Source organism: Ancylobacter tetraedralis, assembly GCF_014195655.1.
Classification (GTDB): domain Bacteria; phylum Pseudomonadota; class Alphaproteobacteria; order Rhizobiales; family Xanthobacteraceae; genus Ancylobacter; species Ancylobacter tetraedralis.
On the sequence record NZ_JACICD010000002.1, the window covers coordinates 175,642 to 199,023 of the forward strand.

At 69.9% G+C, this 23,382-nt stretch carries 23 protein-coding genes; 14 read left to right on the forward strand and 9 right to left on the reverse strand.

Going from position 1 to position 23,382, the window contains the following annotated elements; translation table 11 throughout:
- Window positions 1-38 precede the first annotated feature (38 nt).
- From FHS55_RS06120 to FHS55_RS06130, 3 genes are all read right to left on the reverse strand, one after another.
- Window positions 39-689, reverse strand: a complete 651-nt coding sequence (locus FHS55_RS06120; RefSeq protein ID WP_183188820.1) for a GNAT family N-acetyltransferase — start codon at window positions 687-689, stop codon at window positions 39-41.
- Window positions 690-896: 207 nt separating this feature from the next.
- A complete protein-coding gene (locus FHS55_RS06125) occupies window positions 897-2,033 on the reverse strand; it encodes a type III PLP-dependent enzyme (RefSeq protein WP_343056069.1) in 1,137 nt (378 codons plus the stop codon).
- A gap of 624 nt (window positions 2,034-2,657) precedes the next feature.
- Complete coding sequence (locus tag FHS55_RS06130) at window positions 2,658-2,897, reverse strand: hypothetical protein (protein WP_183188822.1); 240 nt, start codon at window positions 2,895-2,897, stop codon at window positions 2,658-2,660.
- Window positions 2,898-2,984: 87 nt separating this feature from the next.
- Here FHS55_RS06130 and FHS55_RS06135 point away from each other — a divergent pair, with 87 nt between their 5' ends.
- The 8 genes from FHS55_RS06135 (at window position 2,985) to lhpI (ending at window position 10,097) form a co-directional block, all read left to right on the forward strand.
- On the forward strand, window positions 2,985-4,613 hold the full coding sequence (locus FHS55_RS06135) for a gamma-glutamyltransferase family protein (RefSeq protein ID WP_281379560.1): 1,629 nt from the start codon (window positions 2,985-2,987) through the stop codon (window positions 4,611-4,613).
- A 70-nt stretch (window positions 4,614-4,683) separates the two neighbouring features.
- Entirely contained in the window at window positions 4,684-5,823 is a 1,140-nt protein-coding gene (locus tag FHS55_RS06140) for an alpha-D-ribose 1-methylphosphonate 5-triphosphate diphosphatase (RefSeq protein WP_183188823.1), read from the forward strand.
- A 10-nt stretch (window positions 5,824-5,833) separates the two neighbouring features.
- Window positions 5,834-6,550, forward strand: coding sequence for a DUF1045 domain-containing protein (locus FHS55_RS06145; protein ID WP_183188824.1), 717 nt, complete (start codon window positions 5,834-5,836; stop codon window positions 6,548-6,550).
- A complete protein-coding gene (locus FHS55_RS06150) occupies window positions 6,547-7,161 on the forward strand; it encodes a DapH/DapD/GlmU-related protein (RefSeq protein ID WP_183188825.1) in 615 nt (204 codons plus the stop codon). Before FHS55_RS06145 ends, FHS55_RS06150 begins: the two co-directional genes overlap by 4 nt.
- 142 nt (window positions 7,162-7,303) lie before the next feature.
- Window positions 7,304-8,284 (forward strand): signal peptide peptidase SppA, encoded by a 981-nt coding sequence (gene sppA / locus FHS55_RS06155; protein WP_183188826.1) that lies wholly within the window; start codon window positions 7,304-7,306, stop codon window positions 8,282-8,284.
- Window positions 8,285-8,361: 77 nt separating this feature from the next.
- On the forward strand, window positions 8,362-8,655 hold the full coding sequence (gene ihfB, locus FHS55_RS06160) for an integration host factor subunit beta (RefSeq protein ID WP_183188827.1): 294 nt from the start codon (window positions 8,362-8,364) through the stop codon (window positions 8,653-8,655).
- A gap of 48 nt (window positions 8,656-8,703) precedes the next feature.
- The gene (locus tag FHS55_RS06165) at window positions 8,704-9,096 is read left to right on the forward strand and encodes a lipopolysaccharide assembly protein LapA domain-containing protein (RefSeq protein WP_343056012.1); all 393 of its coding nucleotides are present in this window, start codon (window positions 8,704-8,706) and stop codon (window positions 9,094-9,096) included.
- Between the two features lie 38 nt (window positions 9,097-9,134).
- Entirely contained in the window at window positions 9,135-10,097 is a 963-nt protein-coding gene (lhpI, locus tag FHS55_RS06170; protein ID WP_183188828.1) for a bifunctional Delta(1)-pyrroline-2-carboxylate/Delta(1)-piperideine-2-carboxylate reductase, read from the forward strand.
- 28 nt (window positions 10,098-10,125) lie between these two features.
- On the opposite strand, the gene cysW is transcribed toward lhpI, so the two are convergent.
- The 3 genes from cysW to cysP all read right to left on the reverse strand — a co-directional run bounded on the left by cysW (window position 10,126) and on the right by cysP (window position 13,088).
- Entirely contained in the window at window positions 10,126-11,013 is an 888-nt protein-coding gene (gene cysW / locus FHS55_RS06175; protein WP_183188829.1) for a sulfate ABC transporter permease subunit CysW, read from the reverse strand.
- 4 nt (window positions 11,014-11,017) lie between these two features.
- A complete protein-coding gene (gene cysT / locus FHS55_RS06180; protein ID WP_183188830.1) occupies window positions 11,018-11,839 on the reverse strand; it encodes a sulfate ABC transporter permease subunit CysT in 822 nt (273 codons plus the stop codon).
- A gap of 217 nt (window positions 11,840-12,056) precedes the next feature.
- Window positions 12,057-13,088 (reverse strand): thiosulfate ABC transporter substrate-binding protein CysP, encoded by a 1,032-nt coding sequence (cysP, locus tag FHS55_RS06185; RefSeq protein WP_183188831.1) that lies wholly within the window; start codon window positions 13,086-13,088, stop codon window positions 12,057-12,059.
- A gap of 380 nt (window positions 13,089-13,468) precedes the next feature.
- On the opposite strand from cysP, the gene FHS55_RS06190 reads away from it, so the two are divergent.
- The 5 genes from FHS55_RS06190 to FHS55_RS06210 all read left to right on the forward strand — a co-directional run bounded on the left by FHS55_RS06190 (window position 13,469) and on the right by FHS55_RS06210 (window position 18,714).
- Window positions 13,469-14,176, forward strand: a complete 708-nt coding sequence (locus FHS55_RS06190) for a phosphoribosylanthranilate isomerase (RefSeq protein WP_183188832.1) — start codon at window positions 13,469-13,471, stop codon at window positions 14,174-14,176.
- Window positions 14,173-15,405: a tryptophan synthase subunit beta gene (gene trpB, locus FHS55_RS06195; protein ID WP_183188833.1), complete on the forward strand. Its 1,233-nt coding sequence runs from the start codon at window positions 14,173-14,175 to the stop codon at window positions 15,403-15,405. The genes FHS55_RS06190 and trpB overlap by 4 nt, the downstream gene beginning before the upstream one ends.
- Window positions 15,402-16,253, forward strand: a complete 852-nt coding sequence (gene trpA / locus FHS55_RS06200; RefSeq protein ID WP_183188834.1) for a tryptophan synthase subunit alpha — start codon at window positions 15,402-15,404, stop codon at window positions 16,251-16,253. Before trpB ends, trpA begins: the two co-directional genes overlap by 4 nt.
- A gap of 168 nt (window positions 16,254-16,421) precedes the next feature.
- Window positions 16,422-17,366, forward strand: a complete 945-nt coding sequence (gene accD / locus FHS55_RS06205) for an acetyl-CoA carboxylase, carboxyltransferase subunit beta (protein WP_183188835.1) — start codon at window positions 16,422-16,424, stop codon at window positions 17,364-17,366.
- Window positions 17,367-17,373: 7 nt separating this feature from the next.
- Window positions 17,374-18,714 (forward strand): bifunctional folylpolyglutamate synthase/dihydrofolate synthase, encoded by a 1,341-nt coding sequence (locus FHS55_RS06210; RefSeq protein WP_183188836.1) that lies wholly within the window; start codon window positions 17,374-17,376, stop codon window positions 18,712-18,714.
- 109 nt (window positions 18,715-18,823) lie between these two features.
- Here the strand turns inward: FHS55_RS06210 and infC are convergent, their stop codons facing one another.
- Window positions 18,824-19,348 carry a translation initiation factor IF-3 gene (infC, locus tag FHS55_RS06215; protein ID WP_183188837.1) on the reverse strand — a complete coding sequence of 175 codons (525 nt, stop codon included), beginning with the start codon at window positions 19,346-19,348 and terminating at the stop codon, window positions 18,824-18,826.
- 316 nt (window positions 19,349-19,664) lie between these two features.
- Between infC and FHS55_RS06220 the strand changes: the two genes are divergently transcribed.
- Complete coding sequence (locus tag FHS55_RS06220) at window positions 19,665-20,459, forward strand: alpha/beta hydrolase (RefSeq protein WP_183188838.1); 795 nt, start codon at window positions 19,665-19,667, stop codon at window positions 20,457-20,459.
- A 4-nt stretch (window positions 20,460-20,463) separates the two neighbouring features.
- Here FHS55_RS06220 and rsmD read toward each other — a convergent pair whose 3' ends face one another.
- On the reverse strand, window positions 20,464-21,057 hold the full coding sequence (gene rsmD / locus FHS55_RS06225) for a 16S rRNA (guanine(966)-N(2))-methyltransferase RsmD (protein ID WP_183188839.1): 594 nt from the start codon (window positions 21,055-21,057) through the stop codon (window positions 20,464-20,466).
- A 13-nt stretch (window positions 21,058-21,070) separates the two neighbouring features.
- On the reverse strand, window positions 21,071-23,356 hold the full coding sequence (locus tag FHS55_RS06230) for a pseudouridine synthase (RefSeq protein ID WP_183188840.1): 2,286 nt from the start codon (window positions 23,354-23,356) through the stop codon (window positions 21,071-21,073).
- Window positions 23,357-23,382 lie beyond the last annotated feature (26 nt).

Sequence of the window (23,382 nt, forward strand, 5' to 3'; positions counted from 1 at the left end):
ACCCCTCTCCGCGTGCGGGGAGAGGGGGAGGCGCCTCGTTACGCGGAGCGCTTGAGGCCGCCGGTGGTCTCAAGCGCCATCAACTCGCTCAGGCTCGGCACCTCGACCGGTGCACCGGTCGGGCTGACGAGGCCGCGCGCGCCGTCCAGAGCGCCGGAGCGCAGTTCCAGCCCGAGGAAGCGGCGGCGATCGAACGCGCCGGGCAGCCACAGCCCTTCCGTCAGCGCCACATCGAAGCCGAAGCGCGCGTAATAGGGCGCGTCGCCCACCAAGAGGATGGCGCCATGGCCGAGGCGGGTCGCCTCAAGGATCGCCGTCGCCATCATCGCCTTGCCGAGGCCCCGGTCGCGGAACCAGGGATGCACGGCGAGCGGGCCGAGCAGCAGTGCCGGCCGGGCCGGACCCGCCGCGACATGCCACAGGCGCAGCGTGCCGACCACGCGCCCGTCCGCGCCATGAGCGGCGAAGGCCAGGCCATCGGCGGGCTTGCGCCCTTCGCGCAGGCGCTCGCTGGTCTTGGCCAGACGCGCGGCGCGGCCGAAGGCGAGGTCCAGCAGCGCCTCGCGCTGGGCGAGGTCGGCCGGCGTCTCCAGCGTGATGGCCGGCGTAGGACCGGCGAAGTCCTTGACGGTGACGGGGGTGGCCTGTGCCCGCGCGGACGCGGCGAAATCGGTGACGGCGAGTTCCATGGCGGCCTCCAACACCCGGTCCCGCCGGGCAAAAGAGGTGAAAAGGAATTGTGAAGGGTCGCGAGCCGTCATCCCGGCCGGAGCGGGGGCATGCCGCCGGAACCGCCCGATGGCTGGCGGCATCCGCTTGCGCGCATGTCGCCGGGGCAATTCCGGCGCGCCGCGCGGGCGGTGTCCGGGATGACGTGTAGCCGGGCTTCGCCCCGCTCAGATCACATAGGATCGGAGCGGTTCGAAACCGTTGAACGCCACCGCCGAATAGGTGGTGGTGTAGGCGCCGGTGGCTTCAATGAGCACCTTGTCGCCGATGGCGAGGGACACCGGCAGCAGGACCGGGGTCTTCTCGTACAGGACGTCGGCCGAATCGCAGGTCGGACCGGCGAGCACGCAAGGCTCCATCGCGTCGCCGTCATGGGGCGTGCGGATGGGGTAGCGGATGGCCTCGTCCATCGTCTCGGCGAGACCGCCGAACTTGCCGATGTCGAGATAGACCCAGCGCATCGTGTCGGTGTCGGACTTCTTCGAGATCAGCACGACTTCCGCCTCGATCAGGCCGGCCGCGCCGACCATGCCGCGGCCCGGCTCGATGATGGTCTGCGGGATCGTGTTGCCGAAGTGCCGCGACAGGGCGCGGAAGATCGCCTCGCCATAAGCCTCGGCGGCCGGCACGTCCTGCAGGTACTTAGCCGGGAAACCACCGCCGAGATTGACCAGCGACAGCGTGAAGCCACGCTGCGCGCAGGCGGCGAAGATGGCGCTCGCCGAGGCCAGCGCCGAATCCCAGGCGTCGACATTCTTCTGCTGCGAACCGACATGGAAGGAGATGCCATGCGCCTCGAGGCCGAGGCGGTGGGCGTGTTCCAGCACGTCGACCGCCATGTCCGGCTCGCAGCCGAACTTGCGCGACAGCGGCCATTCGGCGCCGGCGCCGTCGCACAGGATGCGGCAGAACACCTTGGCGCCGGCGGCGACGCGGGCCACCTTCTCGACTTCCTCGACGCTGTCGACCGCGAACAGGCGCACGCCGAGTTCGAAGGCCCGCGCGACGTCGCGCTCCTTCTTGATCGTGTTGCCGAAGGAAATGCGGTCGGCGGTGGCGCCGGTGGCGAGAACCATCAGGATCTCGTTGACCGAGGCGCAGTCGAAGCAGGAGCCCATCTCGGCCAGCGCGTTGAGCACGGCGGCGTCCGGGTTGGCCTTCACCGCGTAGAACACGCGGGTATCCGGCAGGGCGCGGGCGAAGGCGGCATAATTGGCCCGCACCACATCGAGATCGACGACGACGCAGGGACCATCCTCGCGTCGAGTGCGCAGGAATTCGCGAATACGGTCGGTCATGGCAATCCCCAAGGACCCGAAGCTTCAAACCCAAGTGGATGCGAACACCCGCCCGCGGCGTCATTGAGCCGCGCGCGTGGCGAGAATGCGCATCCGTTCGCCGGCCGCGCGACACCTGTCGCAGGGTCCGGATGGAATGGAGCCGTGGCAGCGATGCGATCGCTTGCGCGTGTGGAGAGCGCGAGCGTTCGATCGATGCCTTCGCTTGGTACGGGAGACCCGACCGCACGCCCGGCAAGAAGTAGTGCCTCTTCAGTTTCCCGACCTTTGGAGGGCCGACAGAGACTAAAAAAGCCCGCTACGTCGTTGCTTCAAGTCACGTTCCCCGCTGAGAGCGAGGTGCGCCGGTTTCGCCTCCGGCTACCGATCTGACTGGCGATTTTCCGGCCTCTTGTCCGGACTTCCGCCGATCGGCACGCGACCACAGGCACGTGCGAATGTTGGGCAGGACGCGATGTATGGATTTCCGCTGTCATATGCAAGCGGCTGGGATCGATTTTTTCCCGGACGCCTGTAAAATCCGCATGCACGTAAAACCGGCGGCTGCCGGCTGCCGGGAGGCGCGGCGACGATCGGGCGTCGGGCGCGTGTCGTGGCCGTATCCCGCAGTAGCGGTGTGATTCGCCGCGCTCAGCCTTCGACGAAGGGCTCGACGGATTTGGCCTTCATCACGAAGCGATAGATGCCGTAAAGCGCGAGCAGGCCGAACAGGCCTTCGAAGAAGATCTCGACCATCCAGCTGGCGTTGAACAGCGCGGCGATGGCCCAGCCGGCGGCCAGTCCGGCGCCGATGAGTTCGGCGCCAAGCAGGATGGCGGCGCTCACCACCGTGCTCACATGGTCCCAGCGGATGCGTCGGCCGGTGCTCATCTCGTCTCAATCCGTCTTATTCAGCAGGGCGCAAACTGCTATGCCCGGCGGCGCGGGTCAAGTTTTCCGCCAATAGGGAGAATCCACATGGCTTCGGGAGCGGGTTGGGGATCGGATCACGAGAGCGTGCGCGCGGGTTCCGGCATGGTCGCCACGCCGCACTGGCTAGCCACGGAAGCCGGCCGCGCGGTGCTGGAAGAGGGCGGCAACGCCATCGAGGCGGCACTCGCCGCCGCCGCCGCCATCGCCGTGGTCTATCCGCACATGAACCAGCTGGGCGGCGATGGCTTCTGGCTGATCCGCGATCCCCGGGGCCGCGTCGCCTATGTCGAGGCGGCCGGCTTTGCCGGCGCCAAGGCCACGCCCGCCTTCTACCGCGAGCACGGCCATGAGGAGGTCCTGCCCGCGCGCGGCCCGCTCGCCGCGCTCACCGTGCCCGGCCAGATCGGCGGCTGGAGCCTCGCATTGGAGGCCGCCGCGGCATTCGGCGGCAGGATGCCGCTGCGCCGGCTGCTGGAGCCGGCGATCGCCCATGCCCGCACGGGCTTTCCGGTCTCCGCCTCGCAGAACCGGCTCACCACCGAGAAGAAGGACGAACTGGCCTCGGTCCCGGGCTTCGCGCGGAACTTTCTCGATGAAGAGGGCGCGGTGCCCGAGGCCGGCACGGTGCAGCGCTTCGAGCGGCTGGCCGATACGCTGGAGCATCTCTCCCGCGCCGGGTTGGATGATTATTACCGCGGCGACATCGGCCGCGAGATCGCCGCCGATCTGGAGCGCGCCGGCAGCCCGGTGACGCGCGAGGACCTCGCCGCCTTTCACGCCGTGCGCCGCGCGCCGCTGCATGTGAAGCTCTCGACGCTGGAACTGTGGGGCTCGCCGCCCCCGACCCAGGGGCTGGCGACGCTGATGATTCTCGCCATCTTCGACCGGCTCGGCGTGAAGGAGCCGGAGAGCTTCGCCCATGTGCACGGGCTGATCGAGGCCACCAAGCGCGCCTTCCTGGTGCGCGACCGGGTGGTGACGGATTTCGAGCGGCTGACGCAGGACCCGGCGGATTTCCTGACCAAGGCGGCGATCGATCGCGAGGTGTCCGCCATCGATGCCCGCCGCGCCCTGCCCTGGCCGCACAAGGCCGCGCCGGGCGATACGATCTGGCTCGGCGCGGCGGACAGGAGCGGCCTCGTCGTCTCCTATATCCAGTCGATCTACTGGGAGTTCGGCTCCGGCCTCGTGCTGCCGGCGACCGGCGTGCTGATGCAGAATCGCGGCACCTCCTTCTCGCTGGACCCCACCGCCGTGAACCCGCTGGAACCCGGCCGCCGGCCGTTCCACACGCTCAATCCCGGCATGGCGGCGCTGGCGGACGGGCGCGTCGTCGCCTTCGGCTGCATGGGCGGGGAGGGCCAGCCGCAGACCAACGCGGCCGTCATGAGCCGCTATGCCCTGTTCGGCGCGCCGCTCGGCGAAGCGGTCGCCCGCCCGCGCTGGCTGCTCGGGCGCAGCTGGGGCTCGCCCTCGCTGACGCTGAAGCTGGAGGGCGCCTTCGATGGCGGCATCGCCGACCAGCTGGCCCGCGCCGGCCATGAGATCGAGATCCTCCCGCAGCCTTACGCCGACATGATGGGCCATGCCGGGGCCGTGGTGCTGCACCCGGGGCGCGAGGGCCTGGAAGGCACGCACGACCCGCGCTCGGATGGCGGCGCGCTCGGCGTGTGACCTGCCGCAACGGCTTTCACGGAACCGTCACACGCGCATGCGAGAGCCGGGCGCCAATGGGAAAGAGCCGATGGAAACGATTCTGACCAATGCCCGCCTGGTGCTCGAGGACCGTGTCGTCGAGGGCACGCTGGTGCATGAGAACGGCACCATTCGCGCGCTGGACGAAGGCCGCTCGCAGCTGCCCGGCGCCGTGGATTGCGACGGCGATTATCTCGCCCCGGGCCTGATCGACCTGCATACCGACGCGCTGGAAGGCCATTTCGTGCCGCGCCCCAAGGTGATCTGGCCCGATGCCCGCGCCGCCGCCCTGGCGCATGACGCGCAGATGGCCGGCTCGGGCGTCACCACCGTCTATGACGCGATCTGCGCCGGCGGCTTCGACCAGGCCAAGGCCGACCGGCGCGCACTCTATGAGGTGATGCTGGACGCGGTCGAGCAGGGTGCCACGCGCGGCATGTTCCGCGTCGATCACCGCATCCATCTGCGCTGCGAACTGACCGACCACGGCTTGCCCGATCTCGTGGATGCCGCGATGGGCCGGCCCAACCTGTCGCTGGCCTCGCTGATGGACCACACGCCCGGCACGCGGCAATGGCGCAATGTCGAGCATCTCAAGGTCTACCTGTCCGGCATCGGCAAGGGCGGGCCGGATATCGATGCCGAGGTGGCGGACCGCATCGAGCGGGCCAAGGGCGCGGTGGCCGGCAATTACGACAAGATGGTCGCTCTGTTCTCCGCGTCCGGCATCGTGCTGGCGAGCCATGACGACACCACCCCCGCCCATGTCGACGAAGCGGTGGCGGCCGGCTGCAGCATTTCCGAGTTTCCGACCACGCTGGAGGCCGCGCGCGCCGCGAAGGCGAGGGGCCTCGCCACGATCGGCGGCGCGCCGAACGTGGTGCGCGGCGGCTCGCATTCCGGCGGCGTGTCGATGCGCGACCTCGCGCAGCAGGGCCTGCTCGACGCGCTCGCCTCCGATTATGTGCCGGCAAGCCTGCTGCAGGCGGCGCTGGCGCTCACCCGCACCGCCGGGCTCACCCTGCCCGCCGCGCTGGCGCTCGTCACCGCGGCGCCCGCCCGCCTCGCCCGGCTCGACGACCGCGGAAGACTGGCGCCGGGGCTGCGCGCCGATCTGCTGCGCTTCCGTCTGATCGACGACACGCCGGCGGTGGGCGAGGTCACGCTCGCCGGCCGCCGTGTCTTCTGAGCCGGCGATCATGTCCTCCGATACCCGCTCCATCGAGCCGCGCTACGCTCTCTACTACGCCCCGCCGGCGCAGAGCCCACTCTGGCGCTTCGGCTCGGCGGTGATCGGCTATGACGCCGAGACCGGCGAGGCCGATGGCTCGCTGGCGCTGCGCCGCTTCGATGCCGTGCGCTGGCGCGAGATCACCGCCGAGCCGCGCCGCTACGGTTTCCATGCCACGATGAAGGCGCCGTTCCGGCTGGCGAGCGGGCGTGTGGAGGCTGATTTGCGGGCCGCCTGCGCCCGCTTCGCCGCCGAGCGGGCGCGCTTCGCCTGCGCCGGCATCCAGCTCGCGACGATCGGCCGCTTCCTCGCCTTCCGCACCGCCTCGGCCTGCGCCGCGCTCGATCGGCTGGCCGCCGCCGCCGTCGCCGCCTTCGACGAGTTCCGCGCGCCGATGAACGCGGCCGAGCGCGAGAAGCGCCAGCGCGCGCCACTGACGCCGCGCCAGCGCGACTATCTCGACCGCTGGGGCTACCCCTATGTGCTGGAGGAGTTCCGCTTCCACATGACCTTGACCGGGCCGCTGGAAGCGGCGGAGCGGGCGTTGGCGGAGGCGGAACTCGCCGAGCATTTCGCCCTGAGCGGGGCCGACGGACCGCTGATCGTCGGCGAGATCGCGCTCTACCGCCAGGAGGACGGCCCTTTCCGCCTGATCGCCCGCTATCCGTTCGGAGGAGACCGATGAGCAAGCTCGGGCTGTCGCCCACCATCGATCCCACCGCGCAGGTGAGCCGCTCGACGCTCGGGCGCTATACCGAGGTCGGCCCGCGCACCAAGCTCGATGAGGTGGAGCTCGGCGACTATTCCTATGTCGTGAACGATTCCGACATCGCCTATGCGCGCATCGGCAAGTTCACCTCCATCGCCGCCATGACCCGCATCAACCCGGGCAACCACCCGATGGATCGCGCCAGCCAGGCGCATTTCACCTATCGCGCCTCCGCCTATTTCGAGGATGCGCAGGACGAGGACAGCTTCTTCGCGTGGCGCCGCGCCCATGGCGTCACCATCGGCCATGACGTGTGGATCGGCCATGGCGCCATCATCCTGCCCGGCCGCACGGTGGGCGACGGCGCCGTGGTCGCGGCGGGGGCGGTGGTCTCCAGGGACGTGCCGGCCTACACCGTGGTGGCCGGGGTGCCGGCGCGGCCGGTGAAGGCGCGCTTTGCGCCCGCCATCGGGGAGCGCCTGCAGGCGCTCGGCTGGTGGCACTGGGAGCACGCGCGGCTGCGCGCGGCGCTGGAGGATTTCCGCGCGCTCCCCATCGAGGCCTTTCTCGAAAAGCACGGCGGCTAGTCCACAATCGTCAGCCCGGCCGGAGCGGAGCGGCTCGCCGGGGCCTCGGGCATCACGGGCGCGCCGCCTCGCAACCCGCCCGCGCTTGCGTCCACCTTCCCCGCCCGCTACCCCTTGGGCCCTGGAACCCGGAGGGAGGCGGATGGCCTACAGCTCGATCGAGGTCGACGAGGTGCTGGTGCGGCGCCGGTTGCGGCGCAAGCTCGCCTTCTGGCGCGTCCTTGCCTTTCTCGTGCTGCTCGGCGCCGGCTTCGGCCTGTTCGCCTGGTGGAGCGATGGCGCGCTGCTGCCGCGCTCAAGCCCGCATGTGGCGCGTGTCACCATTGGCGGCATCATCCGCAACGAGCGCGAGCGGCTGGACCTGCTGGAGGCGATCGGGCGCTCCGGCGCGCGCGCCGTGATCCTCTCCATCGACAGCCCCGGCGGCACGGTGGTGGGCTCCGCCGCGCTCTATGACGGGCTGCGCCGTCTGGCGCAGAAGGTGCCGATCGTCGCGGTGGTGGACGGCATGGCGGCCTCGGGCGCCTATATCGCGGCCATGGGCGCCGATCATATCGTCGCCCCGCGCAACGCGCTGGTGGGCTCCATCGGCGTCATCTTCCAGTTCCCCAATTTCGCCGGGCTGATGAAGACGGTCGGCATCTCCTATGAGGAGATCAAGTCCAGCCCGCTGAAGGCGGCGCCGAACATGTTCGATCCGCCCACCGAGGATGCCCGCGCGGCGGTGCGCTCGCTGGTCACCGACAGCTATGACTGGTTCAGGGATCTGGTGTCCGAGCGCCGGCTGCTGACCGGCGACAAGCTGGCGCAGGTCTCGGACGGCCGGGTCTTCACCGCCCATCAGGCGCTGCCGCTGCGGCTGGTGGATGAGCTGGGCGACGAACGCACCGCGCGCGACTGGCTCGCGCGCGAGCGCGGCGTCTCCCGCGATCTTCCCGTGCGCGATTGGCGCACCGGCCGTGCAGGAGACGAATTCGGCTGGTTGCACGCGCTGGCCGTGCGGGTTATGTCGCTGATCGGGCTCGGGGATCTCACCCATGCGGTGCTGAGTTCGGCGAGCGAGGCGACTGACACGGCGCGCCTTGACGGTCTGTTGGCCCTCTGGCAACCTCGGGGCGGCTAGACGGGGCCCAAGAGTTTCCAAAATATGATGTTTTTGGAATTCCGACGAGCCGATCACAATCAGGGGGCGGGGCGTCGATGATCAAGTCCGAACTTGTGCAGCGGATCGCCGAGGCGAATCCGCATCTCTATCAGCGCGACGTCGAGAATATCGTGAACGCGATCCTCGACGAAATCGTCGCGGCGCTGGCGCGTGGCGACCGGGTCGAACTGCGCGGTTTCGGCGCTTTCTCGGTGAAAGCCCGTCCGGCCCGCACCGGGCGCAACCCGCGCACCGGCGCGCATGTGGCGGTGGACGGCAAGGCCGTGCCCTATTTCAAGACGGGCAAGGAAATGCGCGAGCGCCTTAATGATGGCGTCGACCTTGAATAGTCTGGCTTTCGTTAGTCTGGCGATGATCGAACCTTCCGGGAGTGCCGCGTGTTGCTGCGTCGTATCGTGACGATCCTCCTCGTGCTGCCGATTTCGCTCGGGCTGGTCATGCTGGCGGTGGCGAACCGGCAGAAAGTCGCCCTCGTCGTCGACCCGTTCGGTGGCGCTTGGTCGATCGAGGCTCCGCTCTATCTCGTGGTGTTCGCCGCGCTGATCGTCGGCGTCGTAATCGGCGGGGTCAGCGTATGGCTCGGCCAGGGCCGCTATCGCCGGGCCGCCCGCCGCAACGAGCGTGAGGCGCGCCGCGCGAGGACGCAGGCGGACGAGCTGCGCGCCGTGGTCTCCGCGCGCGAGGGCACCACGCCCGCCCGCGCCACCGGCCTTCCGCTCGCCGCCGTCCCGTCCGCGCCTGCCCTTGCCGATCGCCGCCACGCGGCCTGATCTTCCGCCTCTTCCCGCCTCTCCCTGCCGGCGTTTCCATGACCGATCTGCGCTTCGTTTCCGCTGGCGAGATCGCCGGCCTCCTCACCTTTCCCGCTCTGATCGACGCGCTGGACGCCGCCTTCCGGCGTCGCATCGTGGTGCCGGTGCGCCATCACCACGCCATCGAGCGGCCCAATGGCGAGGAGGGCACGCTGCTGCTCATGCCGGCCTGGACGGCGGAGGGCGGCGAGGACGACGTGATGGGCACCAAGCTGGTGACGGTGTTCCCCGGCAATGCCCGGCGAGGGCTCGACAGCGTGGCCGGCCTGTTCGTGCTCAATTCCGCCGCCACCGGCCTGCCGCTGGCGGTGATGGACGGGCGCGCGCTCACTCTGTGGCGCACCGCCGCCGCCTCGGCCCTCGCCGCGCGCTATCTCGCGCGGGAGGATGCCACGCGGCTCACCGTCATCGGCGCGGGAGCGCTCGCCCCCTATCTCGCCCGCGCCCATGCCAGCGTGCGGCCGATCCGCGCCATCACCATCTGGAACCGTACCCTCGCCCGCGCGGAAGCGATGGCCGAATCGCTGCGGGCGGAAGGCTTCGAGGCCCGCGCCGAGCCCGATCGCGGCGCGGCCATCGGGGAGGCGGACATCGTCACCTCCGGCACGCTCTCGCCCGATCCGCTGGTCGAGGGTCGCTTTCTGCAACCCGGCCAGCATGTCGATCTGGTCGGCGGCTTCACCCCCGCCATGCGCGAGGCGGATGACGAAGCCATTGCCCGCGCGCGGGTCTATGTCGATACCCGCGCCGGGGCGGGCAAGGAGGCGGGCGACATCGTGGTGCCGCTGCGAACCGGCGTCCTGGCGCCGGACGGGGTGCAGGGCGACCTGTTCGAACTGGCCGCCGGCACCGCCGCAGGGCGTGGCGGGCCGGAGGAGATCACGCTGTTCAAGTCGGTCGGCACGGCGATCGAGGACCTCGCCGCCGCCGAACTGGTGTGGAAGGCGCTGAAGGGCTGAGCCCCCCACATGACCCGCGGGTCTGGAGCTAATGCCCCGGCCGGCCCTGCGCCTTCACCCGCGCCGCGTCCAGCCGCTCGATGATGGCCTTCACCACCAGCGTCACCAGCGCGACGGCGGTCAGCACGGTGGCCACCGCGAAGGCGGCGATGGCGTTGTTGTCCTGGTAGAGCAGCTCGATCTGCAGCGGCAGCGTGTTGGTCTGGCCGCGAATATTGCCGGACACCACCGAGACCGCGCCGAACTCGCCCATCACCCGCGCATTGCACAGCGCCGCGCCATAGAGCAGGGCGAAGCGCACATTGGGCAGGGTGACGAGCCGCAGGATGCGCCAGCCGCCGGCCCCCAGCGTCACCGCCGCCTCTTCCTCCTCCGACCCCTGCGCGATCATCAGCGGGATGAGTTCGCGCGCGACGAAGGGCGCGGTGACGAACAGGCTGGCCAGCACGATGCCGGGCACGGCGAACATGATCTTGATGTCGTGCGCCTGCAGCCACGGCCCCAGCAGCCCCTGCGCGCCATAGACGAAGAGATAGGCGACGCCGGCAATGATCGGCGAAATGGAGAAAGGCAGTTCGACCAGCGCCACCAGGAGGTTGCGGCCGCGAAAGCGGAACTTGGCGATGCACCAGGCGCTGGCGATGCCGAAGCCGATATTGATCGGCACCACGATGAGCGCGACGCACAGGGTCAGCAGCATCGCATATTGCGTGTCGGGCGCGGCGAAGGAGGCGAGATAGGCGCCCCAGCCATGGCGCAGCGCCTCGGCGAAGATGGCGATCAGCGGCACCACCAGCACCAGCGCGGTGACGGCCAGCACGCTACCGATCAGCAGCGCCCGCGTCAGCGGACCGTCGCCGACCCGGATACGGCGGGCGGGTCCATGCGAGGGAGCGGGATGCGAGGGGGGGCTCATAGCCTCAGTCTCCCGTGCCGATGCGGCGCTGCTGCCAGAGCTGGATCATGTTGACCAGAAACAGCATGGCGAAGGCGAGGCCGAGCAGCGTCGAGGCGATCGCGGCGGCGGCGGGGTAGTCATATTCCTCGATGCGGATGAAGGTCAGCAGCGAGACCACCTCGGTCTTCAGCGGCAGGTTGCCGGCGATGAAGATGATGGCGCCGAATTCGCCAAGCGAGCGGGCGAAGGCGAGCGAGGCGCCGGTGAGGAAGGCCGGGAAGATGGCGGGAAAGATGATGCGCGCGAAGATGCGCCAGTCCGAGGCGCCGAGCGTGGCCGCCGCTTCCTCCACATCGGTGGCGAGATCCTCCAGCACCGGCTGCACCGTGCGCACCACGAAGGGGATGGAGGTGAAGGCCATCGCCGCGGCAATGCCGAGCGGAGTATAGGCGACCGAGATGCCGAGCGCGGCCAGCGGCGCGCCGAACCAGCCATTCTTGACGAACAGCGCCGAGAGGGCGAGCCCGGCCACGGCGGTCGGTAGGGCGAAGGGCACATCGACCAGCGCATCGATGAAGCGCCGGCCGGGAAATTCATAGCGCACCAGCACCCAGGCCAGCGCGAGGCCATAGACGGCGTTGAACAGGGTGGCGAGCGCGGCCGTGGTCAGCGTCACCCGGAAGGCGCTCGCGGTGCGCGCGCCGCTCAGGATGGCGAGATAGCGCTCCCAGCCGACATCGAGCGCCTGCCACACCAGCGCGCCCAGCGGCAGCAGCACGATCAGGCAGAGATAGAACAGGGTGATGCCGAGCGAGAGGGGATAGCCCGGTATGACGCGGTTCAACGGACGGGCTCCTCAGAAAAGCCGATGGCCGGGATATGCCCCCGGCCATGACCTATTGAAACGCGGATGTCCAGCGTGGCGAGGGCATCTGCCCCCTCTCCCCCGCGGGGGAGAGGGTCGGGCTGAGGGGGAAGGCCGGGTCCATGACGGCCCGAACGGCTCGACCCCTCACCCGACGCCGCGCGGCGACCTCTCCCCGTCGGGGAGAGGCGAGAACTCACGGCGCGACGAACAACTGGTCGAGCTTGCCGCCCGAGGCGAAGTGCACCTTCTGCGCCTTGTCCCAGCCGCCGAACACGTCCTCGACCTTGACCAGGCGGACGGGGGCGAACTTGGCCTTGAACGCCTCGGCCACCTTGGGGTCGACCACGCGGTTATTGGCCTGCGCCGCCACGGTCTGGCCGGCGGGCGAATAGAGGAAGGTGAGGTAGTCGGTGGCGAGCGCGCGCGAGCCGCGCTTGTCGACCACCTTGTCCACCAGCGCGACCGGGAATTCCGCGAGCAGGCTCACCGGAGGCACCACGACCTCCAGCTTCTTGTCCTTGTAGGCGTCGCGGGCGCCGAGGACCTCGGCCTCGAAGGTGATCAGAACATCGCCCTGCTCGCGATCGACGAAGGAGGTGGTGGCGCCGCGGCCGCCCGTGTCGAACACGACGACATTGGCGAGGAATTTCTTGATGAAGGCGTCGGCCTTGGCCTCGTCGCCGTTGAACTTCTCCAGCGCATAGGCATAGGCGGCGAGATAGGTGTAGCGCGCATTGCCCGAGGTCTTGGGATTCGGGAACACCAGCTTCACATCGTCGCGGACCAGGTCGTCCCAGTTCTTCACGTTCTTCGGGTTGCCGGCGCGCACCAGGAAGGCGGGGAACGAGTACCAGGGCGAGGAGGCGTTGGGCAGGCGGGCCTGCCAGTCCTTGGCGACATAGCCCTTGTCGACGAGGAAGGTGATGTCGGTGATCTGGTTGAAGGTGACGACGTCGGCCTCCAGCCCCTCGACGATGGAGCGCGCCTGCTTGGAGGTGCCGGCATGGCTCTGGTTGACCTTGATGTCCTTGCCGGTCTTGGCCTTCTCGGCCGGCTCGAACTCCTTGTTGATCGCCTCGAAGAGCTCGCGGGCGACGTCATAGGAGGCGTTCAGGATCGAATTCGGCGCCTCCTGCGCGCGGGCCGGGCCGGTGCCCGCCAGGATGAAGGGCGCCAGGGCGGCGGCGAGGGTCGTGGTGAGCACGAGGCGGCGCGACAGGCGCATGGACGTATCTCCGCGGTCAGCATACGGCACGATCGGCTTGCCCCGACGGCCTATATTCATAAATTTGACGTGAAATCTATAATTTCACAGATAATGCTGAGTAGCATGTGGATCGCCGTGGAGGAAGGACCGATTGCGCCGGTCGGGGCGAGATTTCACTCAAATCGATGGGAATTCCGAAGCGGCAGCTCCGGGAGCCGCTGCGCCGGGACGCCGGCGCCCGGCGTCGAGACGCTTGCCAAGGCCGCACGAGCCAACGACCGCGCGCCAGCCAGAACCCAGGCCCAGCCAGAACCCCGCCCCAACCAAGACCCGCCCCAACCAAGACCTCGCCTCCGCCCGCGGTTCCGTGCTAGGTGGCTCTCTTCGAGGAGACGGCCTTGGCGCTTGAGATCAAAATCTGCGGGCTCAGCACCCCCGAGACGCTGGATGCGGCGCTCGGGGCGGGGGCCGACATGGTGGGCATGGTGTTCTTCCCGCCCAGCCCGCGCCATGTCGATCTCGCCACGGCGCAGGCCCTCGCCGCGCGGGCGCGCGGCCGCGCCGGGATCGTCGCGCTCACCGTCGATGCCGATGACGCCACGCTCGCCGCCATTGTCGCTTCCGTACGGCCGGACCTGCTCCAGTTGCACGGCACGGAGCCCCCCGAGCGGCTCGCCATCCTCCGCGCCCGTTTCGGGGTGCCGGTGATGAAGGCCGTCGGCATCGCCATGCCCGCCGACCTCGACCGGCTGGCCGCCTATGACGGGCGGGCCGACCGGCTGCTGCTGGATGCCAAGCCGCCCAAGGGCGCCGTGCTGCCGGGCGGAAACGGGGTTCCCTTCGACTGGAACCTGATCGCCGGCCGGGCCTTCGAGACCCCCTTCCTGCTGGGCGGCGGCCTCGACCCGGCCAATGTCGGCGCCGCGGTGCGATTGATCCGTCCCGACGGCGTCGACGTATCGTCCGGTGTCGAGCGTGCACCCGGCATCAAGGACCCAGATCGTATCGCCGCCTTCGTGCGCGCGGCGCGGGAGGCGGACACGGCCGCCACCGCTCCCGCCCGACCGGCCGACACTTCACCCGCGAGAGAGACGAGCCTGTCGTGAACGTTCCGAATTCCTTCCGCACCGGCCCCGACGAAAACGGCCATTTCGGCATTTTCGGCGGTCGTTTCGTCGCCGAAACGCTCATGCCGCTCATCCTCGATCTCGACGAGGCCTACCAGCAGGCCAAGGCCGACCCCGCCTACAAGGCGGAGATGGATGCCGGGCTCAAGCACTATGTCGGCCGGCCGAGCCCGCTCTACTATGCCGAGCGCTTCACCGAGCACCTGCGCGCCAGCGCCCCGGGGGGCATGGGCGCGAAGATCTATTTCAAGCGCGAGGAGCTGAACCACACGGGTTCGCACAAGGTGAACAACGTGCTCGGCCAGATCCTGCTCGCCCGCCGCATGGGCAAGGAGCGCATCATCGCCGAGACGGGGGCGGGCCAGCACGGCGTCGCCACCGCCACGCTGTGCGCGCGCTACGGGCTGAAATGCGTCGTCTACATGGGCGCGGTGGATGTCGCGCGTCAGGCGCCCAACGTGTTCCGCATGAAGATGCTCGGCGCGGAAGTGGTGCCGGTGAAGTCGGGCTCCAGCACGCTCAAGGACGCCATGAACGAGGCGCTGCGCGACTGGGTGACCAACGTGCACGACACGTTCTACTGCATCGGCACGGTGGCCGGCCCGCATCCCTATCCGGGCATGGTGCGGGACTTCCAGTCCATCATCGGCCGGGAGACGCGCGAGCAGATGCTGGAGGCGGAAGGCCGCCTGCCGGACAGCCTGATCGCCTGCATCGGCGGCGGTTCCAACGCGATGGGCCTGTTCCATCCCTTCCTCGACGACACCGGCGTGCAGATCTTCGGCGTCGAGGCGGCCGGCCACGGCATCCCCACCGGCCAGCACGCCGCCTCGCTCACCGGCGGGCGCCCGGGCGTGTTGCACGGCAACCGCACCTATCTGCTGATGGACGATGACGGCCAGATCACCGAGGCGCATTCCATCTCGGCCGGCCTCGACTATCCCGGCATCGGCCCGGAACATAGCTGGCTGCACGATATCGGCCGCGCCACCTACATCTCCGCCACCGATGACGAGGCGCTGGCCGCCTTCCAGCTGGTGTCGAAGCTCGAGGGCATCATCCCCGCGCTGGAGCCGGCCCATGCCCTCGCCAAGGTGATCGATCTCGCCCCGACCCTGCCGAGCGACCATCTCATGGTGGTCAACCTCTCCGGCCGTGGCGACAAGGACATTCCGCAGGTGGCGGAAATTCTGGGGACCCGCCTATGACCGCCCGCCCGACAACCCGCCTCGACCATCGCTTTGCCGCCTGCGCCACGGAAGGGCGCGCGGCGCTGGTGACGTTCATTACCGCCGGCGATCCCGACTACGACACCTCGCTGGCCGTGCTCAAGGCGCTCCCAGTGGCGGGTGCCGACGTGATCGAGCTCGGCGTGCCCTTCACCGACCCGATGGCCGATGGCCCGGCGATCCAGGCGGCGGGCCTGCGCGCCCTGGCCGCCGGCCAGACGCTGGCCAGGACGATCCAGCTGGTGCGCGAATTCCGCAAGCAGGACGATGCCACGCCGATCGTGCTGATGGGTTATTACAACCCGATCTATATTTATGGCGTCGACCGTTTCCTGGTGGACGCCAAGGCGGCCGGGGTGGACGGGCTCATCGTCGTCGACCTGCCGCCGGAGGAGGACAACGAGCTGTGCCTGCCGGCGCTGCTGGCCGGCCTCGCCTTCATCCGCCTCGCCACGCCGACCACCGACGACAAGCGTCTGCCAGCCGTGCTCGCGAACACGGCCGGCTTCGTCTACTACGTCTCCATCAACGGCATTACCGGCTCGGCGACGCCGGACGCGGATCGGGTCGGCGAGGCGGTGGCGCGTATCAAGCGCCATACCGTGCTGCCGGTCGCGGTCGGCTTCGGCGTCCGCACGCCCGAGCAGGCCGCCGCCATCGCCGCCGGGGCGGATGGCGTTGTGGTGGGTTCGGCGATCGTCGATGCGCTGCGCGCCAGCCTCGACAGCAACAACCGCGCGACGCCGGCCACGGTTTCCGCCGTCACCTCGCTGGTCGCCCGGTTGGCGCAGGCGGTGCGCGGCGTGCGGCGCGAGGCCGCCGAGTAGCGCGCTCTGCCCTCATGTGCGAGGCCCCGCAGGTGTGCATCTGCGAGGCCCGCATGCTGCAACGCCTTCCGGGCGCCTTCCCTTGGCCGGCTTTCGGCATTAGATGAGAAAGCCGGCGTGCCAAGGCGCGCCCGTGCCGCTTCCCGTTTTCCGTCCGGAGCCACGCCGTTGAACTGGATCTCGAACGTCGTCCGCCCGAAGCTGAACAGCTTCCTCAATCGCCGCGACGTGCCGGAAAATCTCTGGGTGAAATGCCCGGAGACCGGCCAGCTGGTGTTCCACAAGGACCTTGAGGCCAATCTCCACGTCGTTCCCGGCTCCGGCTACCACATGCGCATGGAGCCGGCGGCCCGGCTGCGCTCGGTGTTCGACGGCGGCAAATGGTATGACATCGCCCTGCCAGCCATGCCGGTCGACCCGCTGAAGTTCCGCGACGAGAAGCGCTACCCCGACCGCCTGCGCGATGCCCGCGCCAAGACCGGCGCGCAGGATGCGCTGAAGGTCGGCTATGGCAAGCTGGAAGGCCTGCCGGTCACGGTCGCCGTGCAGGATTTCGGCTTCATGGGCGGCTCGCTCGGCATGGCCGCCGGCGAGGCGATCATCACCGGGCTGGAGACCGCCGCCGCGCGCGGCACGCCGTTCATCATGTTCGCCTGCGGCGGCGGGATGCGCATGCAGGAAGGCATCCTCTCGCTGATGCAGATGCCGCGCACCACCTGCGCCGTGCAGGAACTGCGCGAGGCGAGGCTCCCCTATATCGTCGTTCTCACCAACCCGACCACCGGCGGCATCACGGCGTCCTACGCCATGCTGGGCGACATCCAGATCGCCGAGCCGGGGGCGCTGATCGGCTTTGCCGGTCCCCGCGTCATCGAGCAGACCATCCGCGAGAAGCTGCCCGAGGGGTTCCAGCGCGCCGAATATCTGCGCGATCACGGCATGGTCGATCTGGTCGTGCACCGCCATGAGATGCGCGCCACGCTGGGCCGGGTGTGCCGCCTGCTGATGCGGGCGCCGGCGGTGGCGGCCGAACAGCCTGTCGTGAAGCCGGCCCCGGCCGAGGCCGAGGCGGCACCCGCGCCTGCGCCCGTCGCCGCGCCGGTGGGCGCCTGAGGTTGCCATGCCGGCCCTGCCCCAGCCACGGGACGCGGTGGAAGACATCTTCTCCCGCCTTCTGGCGCTGCACCCGAAGCTGATCGACCTCTCGCTCGATCGCATGTGGCGGTTGCTGGAGCGGCTCGGCCATCCCGAGACGCGCCTGCCGCCGGTCATTCATGTCGCCGGTACCAATGGCAAGGGCTCCACCGTCGCCTTCATGCGCGCGGTGCTGGAGGCCGCGGGCAAGCGCGTGCATGTCTACACCTCGCCCCACCTGGTGCGTTTCAACGAGCGCATCCGCCTGGCCGGCCAGTTGGTCGACGACGCCACGCTCACCGAGGCGCTCGCCCGCGCCGAACGCGCCAATGAGGGCGCGCCCATCACTTTTTTCGAAATCACCACCGCCGCCGCCATGCTGCTTTTCGCCGAGGTGAAGGCGGATGTGCTGCTGCTGGAAGTGGGGCTTGGCGGGCGGCTGGATGCGACCAACGTCATCGAGACGCCGCTGGTCAGCGTGATCACCCCGGTCTCCATCGACCATGTCGATTTCCTCGGCGGCACCGTCGCAGAGATCGCGGGGGAGAAGGCCGGCATTCTCAAGCGCCTTGTTCCGGCGGTGATCGGGCGCCAGCCGCCCGAGGCGCTGGCTGTGATCGAGCGTCAGGCGGCCCGCCTCAGGGCGCCGCTCAGCATCATGGGCGAGCAGTTCCAGGCCCATGAAGAGGGCGGGCGCCTCGTCGTCGCCGATGAGGACGGCCTCATGGACCTGCCGCGCCCGCGTCTCGTCGGCCCGCACCAGATCGGCAATGCCGGGCTGGCGGTGGAAGCGCTGCGGGTGGCCGGGCAGCGCGATCCCGCCTTCCGCCTGCCGGCTTCGGCCTTCGAGGAGGGCATGCGCGCCGCGCAATGGCCGGCGCGGCTGCAGCGCCTGGGGCCGGGCCCGCTCACCCAGCGCGCGCCGCAGGGCGTCGACATCTGGCTCGACGGCGGCCACAACGCGGCGGGTGGGCAGGCACTCGCGGCGGCGCTGGCCGACCTCGAGGACCGGGTGTCCCGCCCGCTGGTAATGATCGTCGGTATGCTGGGAACCAAGGATTCCGGCGCGTTCCTGGCGCCCTTCGCCGGGCTCGCGCGTGAACTCGTGGCCGTGCCGGTGCCGGGCGAGCACAAGGGCCAGCCGCCCGAGGCGGTGGCGGGCGCGGCGCGCGCGCATGGCATCAGCGCTTCGGTCGCGCCGAGCGTGGCGGCCGCGCTGGATGGGCTGAGCGCCTTCCCGGTGGCGCCGGCGCCGCGCGTGCTCATCACCGGCTCGCTCTATCTCGCCGGCGCCGTGCTGGCGGAGAACGGCACGCTGCCGGACTGAGGCGCGCGCTCTTGCGCGCTTTCAACGCTACCCGCGCACGAAACAACCCGGATACGGCCTCTCGGCCGTTCCGGGATGACGCAGGTGCAGTCGTCGTGAAGGTACCGGCTCAGCGGGGAGCCAGCACCATGATCATCTGCCGGCCTTCCAGCGAAGGCTCGGCTTCCACCTTGGCGATGGGGGCGAGTTCTTCCTTCACCTTGTTCAGCAGCTTGTAGCCGAGCTCCTGATGCGCCATCTCGCGGCCGCGGAAGCGCAGGGTGATCTTCACCTTGTCACCTTCCTCGAAGAAGCGGTGGATCGCCTTCATCTTCACCTCGTAGTCATGGGTGTCGATGCCGGGACGCAGCTTGATTTCCTTGATCTCGACGATGTGCTGCTTCTTGCGGGCCTCGTTGGCCTTCTTTTGATTCTGGTACTTGAAGCGGCCGTAATCGAGAATCTTGCATACCGGCGGCACGGAGTTCGGCGCGATCTCGACGAGGTCGAGGCCGGCTTCCTGCGCACGCAGAATGGCATCACGAGTCGGGATGACGCCAAGATTCTGGCCCTCCTGATCGATGAGCTGCACTTCGCGGATGCGGATGTCTTCGTTGACGCGCGGGCCTTCCTTCTCCGGCGCGACGGGTCTCATAGGGCGACGAATGGCGGCTTTCTCCTCTGCCGTTTCAGAAAAACTGCTCTACCGCGACCTGAAGCGTGCCAGACGGCTCGTTCCGCGCGCGTAAAACGGTCGCAGAACATGTTGACAAACCGGTCAGAAGTCAACGGTACGACAGGGTCGAACGCATCAATGCCCGGATGAGTTTCACGCGCCCTGCCGCAAGCCGGAGGGGAGCCCTGTTCGCGCTCCCGTCCGGCCTGTAGGTGAAGATGGCGCGGGCGGCGCGAATCGCAAGTGCCGGCGCGGCACGGGCCGGCATTGCGGCGGCGACCTCAAGGAGACGGGCATGACGGAAACCGCCGTTCAGATAGCACAGACACAACCCCGTTTCATCGCCGTGGGCGAGGATGCGCGGTCGATCGCGGTGCGGTCCACCCCGGCCGGGGCCGGCGAGGGAGCCCCCGGCGTGCTGTGGTGCGGCGGCTATCTCTCGGACATGTGCGGCAGCAAGGCGGAGGCTTTGGCCACGTGGGGCGTAGAGACCGGCCGGCCGGTGGTGCGCTTCGACTATTCCGGCCATGGCGAATCCGGTGGGCGTTTCATTGACGGCACCATCTCGCGCTGGGCGCAGGAGGCGCTCGCGGTGTTCGACGGCGAGACGAGCGGACCGCAGGTCGTGGTCGGCTCCTCCATGGGCGGCTGGATCGCGCTGCTGCTGGCGCGGGCGCTGGCCGCGCGCGGCGAGCCCTCGCGCCTCGCCGGGCTGGTGCTGATCGCCCCGGCGCCCGACTTCAGCGAAGAGCTGATGTGGAAGGCGATGACCCCGGAGATTCGCGCGGAAATCCTGGAGAAGGGCGTGTGGTACCGCCAGAGCGAGCACGGCACCACGCCCATCACCCGCGCCTTCATCGAGGACGGACGGGCCAATCTGGTGCTGGGCGCGCCGTTCGCCGTCGGCTGCCCCGTGCGCATCCTCCAGGGCGTCGCCGATGATGTGGTGCCCTGGCAGCACGCCTTGCGGCTCAGCACCTGCCTCGCCGAGGACGACGTGGTGGTGACGCTGGTGAAGGATGGCGATCACCGTCTGTCGCGGCCGGAGGACATTGCCCGCATCCTCGACGCGGTTGCCTCGATCGGCTGAACGCTCAGGCGGAAGAGCTGACCGTCACCGGGGTGGCCGCGATGTCCGGCGCGCGCAGGATCACGATCTCGGTCGTGTCGTAGCGCCGCCGTTCCAGCTCCTCGAAGCCCTCCGGCGCGGTGAAGCCGGCCTCGGCCGCTTCCTCAACGATGACAAGCGCGCCGGGCGCGAGCCATTTGCCCGCGCGCGCATTGGCCAGCGCCAGCCCGGCGAGGCCGCGCCCATAGGGGGGATCGCAGAAGACGAGGTCGAAGGCGTCGCTCGCCATCGCCTCGCCGAGCTTCGTCGCGTCGCGGCGGAAGATGCGGGTGATGCCGCCGAGGCCCAGCGCCTCGATATTGGCGCGGATCAGCGCGCGCGGCTCGGGAGCCTCGTCCACGAACACCGCGAGCTTCGCCCCGCGCGAGAGCGCCTCCAGCCCCAGCGCGCCGGTGCCGGCGAACAGGTCCAGCACCCGCGCGCCCGACGCGGCGTCGTCATAGGCATGCGCGAGCACGTTGAACAGCGCCTCGCGCAGCCGGTCCGACGTGGGCCGGGTGGCGTTGGAGGACGGCCCGTGCAAGGGGCGTCCCTTGAAGCGCCCGCCGACAATGCGCACGTTTCAGCCCGCCTCAGCCGCGCGGCGCGCGCGGCGGGCGCCCGCCCGGCTTTCCGCCGGGGGAGCCGCCGGGCTTGCCACCGGAACGCGGACCGCCCGGCTTTCCACCGCCCGGCTTGCCGCCAGCGCGCGGGGCGCCACCCGGCTTGCCGCCGAAGGATTTGCCGCCGGCGGGCTTGTTCCCAAAGGATTTGCCGCCAAAGGATTTGCCGCCGCCGGCCCGCTCGCCACCCGACCGTTCACCACCCGACCGTTCACCACCCGGTCGGCTCCCGAACGGCTTTCCGGCCGGCCGCTCGCCGCGCTCGGGCCTGTCGCCAAAGGAGCGCTTCTCGCGGAACGGGCGCTTCTCGCCGGGAGATTTCTCCCCGAACGACTTCTCGCCATAGGTCCGGCCGCCCTCGGGCCGTTCGCGGCGCGGGGGGCGATCCTCACTGGTGCGCTCGGGACGATCGAAGCGGCGCACGGGCCGCTCGGCATCCTCGCGGCGCGGACGGTCGAGATCGCGCGGCGGACGGACGGGACGCTCCACGCGCGCGCCATCCTCGCCCTCGCCGGGACGCGGGCGCCGCGCGCGGCTCTGCTCGGATTTCACCCGGCCGGTGAAGGGTCGGTCGGTTGCCTCGCCACGATAGGGCCGCGCACCCTCCGAGCGCTCCCGACGTTGCGGACGATCACCCATGGGGCGCTCGCTGCGTTCACGGAACGGACGATCGCCAGCGGGACGCTCGCTGCGTTCACGGAACGGACGATCGCCCGTGGGACGCTCGCTGCGTTCACGGAACGGACGATCGCCAGCGGGACGCTCGCTGCGTTCACGGAACGGACGGTCGCCCGTGGGACGCTCGCTGCGTTCGCGGAACGGACGGTCGCCCGTGGGACGCTCGCTACGTTCGCGGAACGGACGATCGCCAGCGGGGCGCTCGCTGCGTTCGCGGAACGGACGGTCGCCCGTGGGACGCTCGCTGCGTTCACGGAACGGGCGATTGCCGCCCTCCGGTTCCTCGCGCGGTCCGCGCTCCTCGAAGCGCGGGCGGGCGGGGCGGGGGCCGGCGGCGGCGCGGTCCCGCGTGGGCTTGCGCTCGGGACGGCCGGCACGCGCGGGCCGGGGGGCGTCGCCGGCCTCGGCCTCGGCCGGGGCGCCCTCGCCGTCGGGCCGCCGGCGGAAGGTGCGCTCGCCGCCACCCTCGCGGGTGGGGCGTGACGTGGTGCGGGCGTCGTCGCTGCGGCGGGCCGGGCGGGCGGGGGCCTCCTCGGCCTCCTCGGTGGCGGTGGAGCGCACACGCTGCACCAGCACCTTGCGACCCTTGCGATCGGCCACCAGGCCGGAGGTCACGCTGCGCTCGGGGCTTTCCTCGGTGTCGATCGGCCGGCGGCGGTGGCGGTCCTCCGACCCTTCCGGCTTGGCATAGCCGGCCTTTTTCGCGGCGGGGCGGCGGGGCGCCTCGTCCTCGTCGGCATGGTTGAACAGCGGACCCTCGAAATCCGCGCCGGCGGCGGCGGAAAGCTCGGGGCCGAGCTGGTCGGCCAGCACGCGGGTGCGCACTTCCTCGACCGCGCCCTGCGCGATCTCGCCGAGCTGGAACGGGCCGTAGGAAAGCCGGATCAGCCGGTTGACGTCGAGCCCGAGGCTGCCGAGCACGTTGCGGACTTCGCGGTTCTTGCCCTCGCGCAGCGCCAGCGTCAGCCACACATTGGAGCCCTGCACGCGGTCGAGCAGTGCCTCGATCGGCCCGTAATGCACGCCCTCGACCGTGATGCCGTGGATCAACGCGTCGAGCTTGTCCTGGGTGATCGAGCCCTTGGCGCGCACGCGGTAGCGGCGCAGCCAGCCGGTTTCCGGCAGTTCCAGCACCCGCGACAGGCCGCCATCATTGGTGAGGAGGATGAGCCCCTCGGTATTGAGGTCGAGCCGGCCGACCGAAACCAGACGCGGCAGGCCGCCGGGCAGGATCTCGAACAGGGTGGGGCGCCCCTCGGGGTCGAAATTGGTCGTCACCACGCCCTTGGGCTTGTGGTAGAGGAACAGCCGCGTGCGCTCCTTCTCGGGCAGCGGCGCGCCGTCCACGCTGATGTGGTCCGCCTCCGTAACGGTGCGGGCGGGGCTTTCCAGCACCTCGCCATTCACCGCCACGCGGCCGGCGAGGATCCATTCCTCGATCTCGCGGCGCGAGCCGAGCCCCGCGCGGGCGATGACCTTGGCGACGCGCTCGGCCTCGCGCGGCTCGGCCGGGGCGAGGGTACGCGGGGCGCGCGGTACGCGGTTCTGGTCCTTGCGGGGCGGCGTGTTCTTGGGCATGGGGTGCAATCGTCCGGGGGTTCGGT

Bases quoted from the DNA above. Each gene is read 5' to 3' on its own strand.
- FHS55_RS06120 (WP_183188820.1), bottom strand. From the start codon at position 689: ATGGAACTCGCCGTCACCGATTTCGCCGCGTCCGCGCGGGCACAGGCC.
- FHS55_RS06130 (WP_183188822.1), bottom strand. From the start codon at position 2,897: ATGAGCACCGGCCGACGCATCCGCTGGGACCATGTGAGCACGGTGGTG.
- FHS55_RS06135 (WP_281379560.1), top strand. From the start codon at position 2,985: ATGGCTTCGGGAGCGGGTTGGGGATCGGATCACGAGAGCGTGCGCGCG.
- FHS55_RS06140 (WP_183188823.1), top strand. From the start codon at position 4,684: ATGGAAACGATTCTGACCAATGCCCGCCTGGTGCTCGAGGACCGTGTC.
- FHS55_RS06145 (WP_183188824.1), top strand. From the start codon at position 5,834: ATGTCCTCCGATACCCGCTCCATCGAGCCGCGCTACGCTCTCTACTAC.
- FHS55_RS06150 (WP_183188825.1), top strand. From the start codon at position 6,547: ATGAGCAAGCTCGGGCTGTCGCCCACCATCGATCCCACCGCGCAGGTG.
- sppA (WP_183188826.1), top strand. From the start codon at position 7,304: ATGGCCTACAGCTCGATCGAGGTCGACGAGGTGCTGGTGCGGCGCCGG.
- ihfB (WP_183188827.1), top strand. From the start codon at position 8,362: ATGATCAAGTCCGAACTTGTGCAGCGGATCGCCGAGGCGAATCCGCAT.
- lhpI (WP_183188828.1), top strand. From the start codon at position 9,135: ATGACCGATCTGCGCTTCGTTTCCGCTGGCGAGATCGCCGGCCTCCTC.
- cysW (WP_183188829.1), bottom strand. From the start codon at position 11,013: ATGAGCCCCCCCTCGCATCCCGCTCCCTCGCATGGACCCGCCCGCCGT.
- cysP (WP_183188831.1), bottom strand. From the start codon at position 13,088: ATGCGCCTGTCGCGCCGCCTCGTGCTCACCACGACCCTCGCCGCCGCC.
- trpA (WP_183188834.1), top strand. From the start codon at position 15,402: ATGACCGCCCGCCCGACAACCCGCCTCGACCATCGCTTTGCCGCCTGC.
- FHS55_RS06210 (WP_183188836.1), top strand. From the start codon at position 17,374: ATGCCGGCCCTGCCCCAGCCACGGGACGCGGTGGAAGACATCTTCTCC.
- infC (WP_183188837.1), bottom strand. From the start codon at position 19,348: ATGAGACCCGTCGCGCCGGAGAAGGAAGGCCCGCGCGTCAACGAAGAC.
- FHS55_RS06220 (WP_183188838.1), top strand. From the start codon at position 19,665: ATGACGGAAACCGCCGTTCAGATAGCACAGACACAACCCCGTTTCATC.
- FHS55_RS06230 (WP_183188840.1), bottom strand. From the start codon at position 23,356: ATGCCCAAGAACACGCCGCCCCGCAAGGACCAGAACCGCGTACCGCGC.